The sequence below is a fragment of the Flavobacterium sp. genome (genome assembly GCF_036515215.1).
GTDB lineage: Bacteria > Bacteroidota > Bacteroidia > Flavobacteriales > Flavobacteriaceae > Flavobacterium.
On the sequence record NZ_DATBVQ010000173.1, the window covers coordinates 1 to 5,918 of the forward strand.

Annotated in this window: 8 protein-coding genes; 6 read left to right on the forward strand and 2 right to left on the reverse strand. The window is 36.9% G+C overall.

What is annotated here, in order from left to right:
- A partial coding sequence (locus tag VIH09_RS11595) for a CHRD domain-containing protein (RefSeq protein WP_331581126.1) occupies positions 1–211 on the forward strand: 211 nt, incomplete at its 5' end.
- Positions 212–367: 156 nt separating this feature from the next.
- Here the strand turns inward: VIH09_RS11595 and VIH09_RS11600 are convergent.
- Together VIH09_RS11600 and folP are read right to left on the reverse strand one after the other, a co-directional pair.
- Complete coding sequence (locus VIH09_RS11600; RefSeq protein ID WP_331581128.1) at positions 368–1,009, reverse strand: hypothetical protein; 642 nt, start codon at positions 1,007–1,009, stop codon at positions 368–370.
- Complete coding sequence (gene folP / locus VIH09_RS11605; RefSeq protein ID WP_331581130.1) at positions 1,009–1,845, reverse strand: dihydropteroate synthase; 837 nt, start codon at positions 1,843–1,845, stop codon at positions 1,009–1,011. The genes VIH09_RS11600 and folP overlap by 1 nt, the downstream gene beginning before the upstream one ends.
- Positions 1,846–1,934: 89 nt before the next feature.
- Between folP and VIH09_RS11610 the strand changes: the two genes are divergently transcribed.
- The 5 genes from VIH09_RS11610 to tpiA form a co-directional block, all read left to right on the forward strand.
- On the forward strand, positions 1,935–2,477 hold the full coding sequence (locus VIH09_RS11610) for a DUF1599 domain-containing protein (RefSeq protein WP_331581132.1): 543 nt from the start codon (positions 1,935–1,937) through the stop codon (positions 2,475–2,477).
- 12 nt (positions 2,478–2,489) lie between these two features.
- Positions 2,490–3,590: a BT_3928 family protein gene (locus VIH09_RS11615; protein ID WP_331581134.1), complete on the forward strand. Its 1,101-nt coding sequence runs from the start codon at positions 2,490–2,492 to the stop codon at positions 3,588–3,590.
- 70 nt (positions 3,591–3,660) lie between these two features.
- The gene (locus VIH09_RS11620; protein WP_331581136.1) at positions 3,661–4,737 is read left to right on the forward strand and encodes an ABC transporter permease; all 1,077 of its coding nucleotides are present in this window, start codon (positions 3,661–3,663) and stop codon (positions 4,735–4,737) included.
- 209 nt (positions 4,738–4,946) lie between these two features.
- The gene (locus tag VIH09_RS11625) at positions 4,947–5,441 is read left to right on the forward strand and encodes a TlpA disulfide reductase family protein (protein ID WP_331581138.1); all 495 of its coding nucleotides are present in this window, start codon (positions 4,947–4,949) and stop codon (positions 5,439–5,441) included.
- A gap of 37 nt (positions 5,442–5,478) precedes the next feature.
- A partial coding sequence (gene tpiA, locus VIH09_RS11630) for a triose-phosphate isomerase (RefSeq protein WP_331581140.1) occupies positions 5,479–5,918 on the forward strand: 440 nt, incomplete at its 3' end.

The window sequence follows — 5,918 nt, forward strand, 5'->3', positions numbered from 1 at the left end:
AGGAGCTATAGGAGTTAACGGGCCAATTGTATTCCCTCTTACTAGCTTAACCTCTCCAATAGCTTATACAAGTCCTGCATTAACTACTGCACAGGAAGCAGATCTTAAAGAAGGCCGTTATTACGTAAACTTACACAGTACAGCATTTCCTGAAGGAGAGATAAGAGGTCAATTTGACAATCCAGCATGTTTAGGCTGTTGGGATTATTAAACCGTAAATTTTAACTTGTAAAACTAAAGGCTTTCTTTTTTGCAAAAGAAAGCCTTCTTCATTGGTTAAATATTGTATCAACAATAAAACCATCAAAAATAAGCGCTAATTGATTCTTTCGTTCCTTTTTGAAGGCCTAAAAAATATTATTTTTCACTAGTAGACAAACTCCTGATCAAAAACACCTAATTCAAATTTTGATTTGGGAAGCTCTAAACTTTCAATGAAAATTTTATCTTGAATGTAACTTCCAAAACTTAAATCTTTATCAAAGCAAAAAACATGTTGGTTTCGTTTATCACTTGGTAATTTATTTAAATACTCTTGTAATTCGTCTTTTTTCATGGCAACCCCATCTACTAAAACTTCATTGCCTTTTGTATAAAAGACAATGATTCCTGACTTCGGTTTTTCTAATTTATAGAATACTTTTGTAAAAGGAATAAAAGCTAAATTTTTACCGATCGTGTCAGCATAGGAATAATAATTTTGAGCCTTTTCATTCTTATGAGCCTTTTCTTCACGTTTTTTTTGTTGCAGTTTCATTACTTCAGGAATGACTAATCGTAAAGGCAAACGCTTGTCTATATTGAAAATCCAATTGGTCGTGATAATGCTATTTTTCCTGTTGACTTCAGCCAAGGTGTCTTTCCCGTTTGTTCTGAAAAAAATATAGATGGGCGAATGGTCTTTTATGTCACTATCAATAGTGGTATCCGATTTTGGCAATAAAACATCTTCCTTATTTCCACATGAAAATAATATAAAAAGAATAATCAGGCTAAAATATTTCATCATTATAAATTGATTTTGTTGAACAGCGTAACAGCTTCTGCTGCCTCCTTTACGTCATGAACCCGCAAAATTTTTGCCCCTTTCGTCAAGGCGATCGTATTTAGAACTGTAGTTCCGTTCAAGGCTTCTTTCGAGCTGGTATTCAATGGTTTATAAACCATGGATTTCCTTGAAAAACCCACCAATAATGGCAATTCGAGCATTTGAAATAATTCCAGTTTTTGCAGCACTTCATAATTCTGGTCAAGGGTTTTGGCAAAACCAAATCCGGGGTCTATTATCAAATCGTTGATGCCAAAACTTCTGGCTTCATGGACTCTTTCCGAAAAGTAGAAAAGTATCTCTTTGACGATATCATCGTAATCCGTCAAAGTTTGCATCGTTTGTGGCGTTCCTCGCATGTGCATCATAATGTACGGAACATTATATTTTGCGACAACTCCCAGCATTTTATCATCTAAGTTACCGGCTGCAATATCATTGATAATTGCCGCACCATTTTCTATACAGGCCGCAGCCACACCGCTTCTAAAAGTGTCAATGGAAAGTACTGCTTCAGGATGGTATTTCAGGATTGACTTTACCACGGGAACGATTCTGTCAAGCTCTTCCGCTTCGGTAACGAATTCGGCATTTGGCTTGCTGGAATATCCTCCAATGTCTATGAACGTGGCACCATCGTTTAGCATTTTTTCTACTCTAGCAAGCATTTCAGCTTCCCCGGATGGTCCGGGCTTGTACTTTCCGCCATCAAAAAATGAGTTGGGGGTAACATTCAAAATCCCCATTACTTTGGGAGTGGCTAAGTCTATCAGTTGTCCTTTGCAGTTAATAGTCATTTGTTTACAATTTTAAAGACTTAAAAAATTCTACATTCAAAAAAAAATATGTTATTTTTGAGAAAATTTTAGACAAATATACACCAATAATGAAGAATACTTCTCAAGAATACGATAACGTAATTGCGATTTGTCGTTCGCTCTTTGTCAACAAAATGACTGATTACGGTAGCGCCTGGCGCATACTTAGATTGCCTTCATTAACCGACCAAATATTCATAAAAGCACAAAGAATCAGAAGTTTACAAAAAAACGAGGTTCGAAAAGTAAACGAAGATGAAACGGGCGAATTCATAGGGATCATCAATTATTCCATCATGGCTTTGATTCAATTAGAATTGGGAGTGGCGGAGCAGCCAGATTTGGATGTTGAAAAAGCGACCCAATTATATGATGCGAAAATCAAGTTAACCAAGGAATTGATGGAGGATAAAAATCACGATTATGGCGAAGCTTGGCGTGAAATGCGGGTGAGTTCATTAACCGATCTGATTCTGCAAAAACTGCTTCGTGTCAAACAAATCGAAGACAATAAAGGGAAAACAATCGTTTCGGAGGGCATTGACGCCAATTATCAAGACATGATCAACTATGCCGTTTTTGCATTGATCTTAATGGGTTTCGGCAAATAAAATCAATAAAACATGAAAAATATAATTACTCAATTTTCAAGGATATTCGTTGGATTGCTATTCATTATTTCGGGATTAATTAAACTGAATGATCCGGTGGGGTTTTCCTATAAACTGGATGAATATTTCAGTGAACCCGTATTCAATTTGCCGTTTCTGGTTCCCTTAACTTTGGGACTCGCTTTGTTTTTGGTTATCCTGGAAGTGGTATTGGGTGTTATGCTACTCATTGGCTACAAATCAAAATTCACGATTTGGAGTTTGTTGCTCATGATTGTTTTTTTTACGTTCCTAACCTTTTATTCAGCTTATTTTGACGTGGTGAAAGACTGCGGTTGCTTTGGCGATGCATTGCACCTTACCCCATGGCAATCGTTCACCAAGGATATTGTCTTATTGTTTTTTATCCTTATTTTGTTCATAAACAGAAACTTAGTAAAACCTTTATTTCAAAATGCCGTACAAAATATGATTGCTTATGCAAGTATAATTCTATGCATGTTTATGGCGGTTTGGGTGCTGAATCATTTGCCAATAATTGATTTCAGGCCATATAAAGTGGGTACCAATATAGAAAAGGGAATGGAAATTCCTGAAGGCGCCCCAAAATCCGTTGTTGAAATGATTTTCATATACAATGTGAATGGTGTCAATAAAGAATTCACCGAAAAAGACTTGATGTCAATTCCGGAAGGCGCCACTTTTGTGGATCGAAAGGACAAAGTAATTACCGAAGGATACGTTCCTCCTATCCATGATTTCACCATGGTGAAAGAGGATTCGGATTATAAAGAAGAATTGCTGAAAGAGCCAAAATTGTTGATGTACGTCACTTACGATTTGGCAACCGCTGAAGAAGGGGGAATGACCAAATTGGAAAAACTAAATCAGGAAGCTAAGGCCAAAGGATATAAGGTTATAGGCATGACTGCCTCATCTCCGACTGAAATTACCATAGCACAGAAAAAATATGGACTTACTTTCGATTTCTACTTTTGCGATGCAACTACTTTAAAAACAATTGAAAGAGCCAACCCGAGCATCGTTGTTCTCGAAAAAGGAACGATTAAACAGAAAGTGCATTATAACGACATTAAAAAATTGAAACTATAAAATAAGTCTTAAAGTCGGAAATAGGATTTCCTTAAGACTTTACGATACTGACTTTCGACTTAAAAAATAAATGCTAAGATACTTTTTAAATAAAATCGGCTACGCACTGCTTACCCTTTATGGGGTGATTACGGTGATATTCTTCTTGTTCAACGTTTTGCCTGGCGATCCTGCGAGAATGATGTTGGACCAAAATGAAAATTCGGAACAATTGGCTTTGATAAAGAAAAAGTACGGTTTTGACAAGCCAATTTCAACCCAATATTTATACTATCTCAATGACCTCTCGCCTATTTCTATCCACAGCAAAAAAGAATCGGATTATACCTTTTTGAGCGAGGGAAAATACAATGTGATACCGTTATTTAGCGTTGGACAAAACGATCTTGTAATCAAGACTCCTTATTTGAGGGAAAGCTTCACGAAAAGCGGCAAAAAGGTCTCTCAAATTATCGGAAACACCTTACCCAATACAGCTATATTGGCCCTTTTTGCGATTGTGATTGCCATTGTTTTCGGTATCATTTTCGGTATCATTTCGGCTTTGCACAAAGACACTTGGATTGATCGCTTGATTGCGCTAATAAGTACATTAGGTATGAGTATACCTTCTTTTTTCAGCGCCATTCTTTTTGCATGGCTATTTGGATTTGTGCTGCAAAAATTCACCCATTTAAACATGACGGGAAGTTTATACGAAGTGGATGATTTTGGTGAGGGAAGCTATATCCAATGGAAAAACATTATTTTACCTGCAATCGTACTGGGAATACGTCCATTGGCGGTCGTAATACAGTTGATGAGAAATTCCTTATTGGAAACGTTCGGACAGGATTACATCCGTACCGCAAGAGCCAAAGGCTTGTCTGAATTTCAAATCATTAGGAAACATGCTTTAAAAAACTCCCTTAATCCTGTCGTGACGGCAATTTCGGGGTGGTTCGCATCGATGCTCGCGGGTGCGGTATTTGTGGAATTTATTTTTGGATGGAATGGTTTGGGCAAAGAAATTGTGGAAGCGTTGAATAATTTGGACTTGCCTGTCATTATGGGCTCCGTTCTTATCATTTCGACCACTTTTGTGGTAATTAACATTCTGGTGGACATCATTTACGCCTATCTCGATCCCAAAATCAGGCTCTCCTAGACCCTGAACCAGCGAAATTTTGCTTGCTTTAAAAAAAAATTATTAATAATAGCAAAATAGCTCTCAAAGTGGACCCAACTACAACGATTTCAATTTTAATTTTGTCACTAAAACGGGCCGTTTTGTGATTATGAACCCGCATATCCAAAAAAAAAAAATCTATAATCCTCAATCGAATTGTTTGTTTAACTTTGTTTAAAATATAAAAAATGAAAAAAATATTTGCTTTATTTATTGCTTTCGCTACATTTTCTTGTACAAATGCCCAAAAAACCAGCTTTTCAAAAGAAGCTTTGACAGAAACATTATTGACTACTGAAGGAGGCCAACTAGGCTTTCAAGATATTTTAAAGAAACACGAAGGAAAAACGCTGGTAATCGAGGTTTGGGCTTCATGGTGTGGAGATTGCATAAAAGCAATGCCAAAAGTGAAAGAACTTCAAGTAAATAATCCCGATGTGGACTTTGTCTTTATTTCGATGGACAAAACGGCCGACAAATGGAAACTGGGGATCGAAAAACACGAACTCAAAGGAGACCATTATATGGCGAACGACCAAATGAAAGGAATTTTTGGAACCGCCATCGACCTGGATTGGATTCCAAGATACATCATTGTGGACAGAACGGGTAACATTGCCTTATATCGTGCCGTAGAAACTGATTTTGACCAAATCAACGAAACCTTAAGAAAATTAAAATAAGAACTAAAAACGATAACTAAATATAACACGAACCGAAATGAGAAAGAAGATTGTAGCCGGAAACTGGAAAATGAATAAAAATGCAGAGCAAACTGAAGATTTGCTAAATGAATTAATAGCAAAAATGCCAACGGAGACCGAGGTACAAGTTATAGTAGCGCCTACTTTCGTAAACTTAGCTTCAGCGGTAGAGCACTTACAGTTTACTAATATTGAAGTGGCAGCCCAAAATGTACATCAAGCAGAAAGTGGCGCGTTTACGGGAGAAATCTCCGCCGATATGCTAAAAAGCGTTGGTGTCGACATTGTGATTCTTGGACATTCAGAGCGTAGAGCCATATTTCATGAAACTGACGCATTGATCGCCAGCAAAGTAAATACTGCCCTAGAACATGATATGACTGTAATCTTTTGTTTTGGCGAGGAGTTAAAAGACCGTCAATCTAAAAATCATTTTAATGTTGTTGAAAATCAATT

What these genes read in the sequence shown, in the direction of transcription:
- VIH09_RS11610 (WP_331581132.1), top strand. Translation starts at nt 1,935, where the DNA reads ATGAAGAATACTTCTCAAGAATACGATAACGTAATTGCGATTTGTCGT.
- VIH09_RS11615 (WP_331581134.1), top strand. Translation starts at nt 2,490, where the DNA reads ATGAAAAATATAATTACTCAATTTTCAAGGATATTCGTTGGATTGCTA.
- VIH09_RS11620 (WP_331581136.1), top strand. Translation starts at nt 3,661, where the DNA reads ATGCTAAGATACTTTTTAAATAAAATCGGCTACGCACTGCTTACCCTT.
- VIH09_RS11600 (WP_331581128.1), bottom strand. Translation starts at nt 1,009, where the DNA reads ATGATGAAATATTTTAGCCTGATTATTCTTTTTATATTATTTTCATGT.
- folP (WP_331581130.1), bottom strand. Translation starts at nt 1,845, where the DNA reads ATGACTATTAACTGCAAAGGACAACTGATAGACTTAGCCACTCCCAAA.
- VIH09_RS11625 (WP_331581138.1), top strand. Translation starts at nt 4,947, where the DNA reads ATGAAAAAAATATTTGCTTTATTTATTGCTTTCGCTACATTTTCTTGT.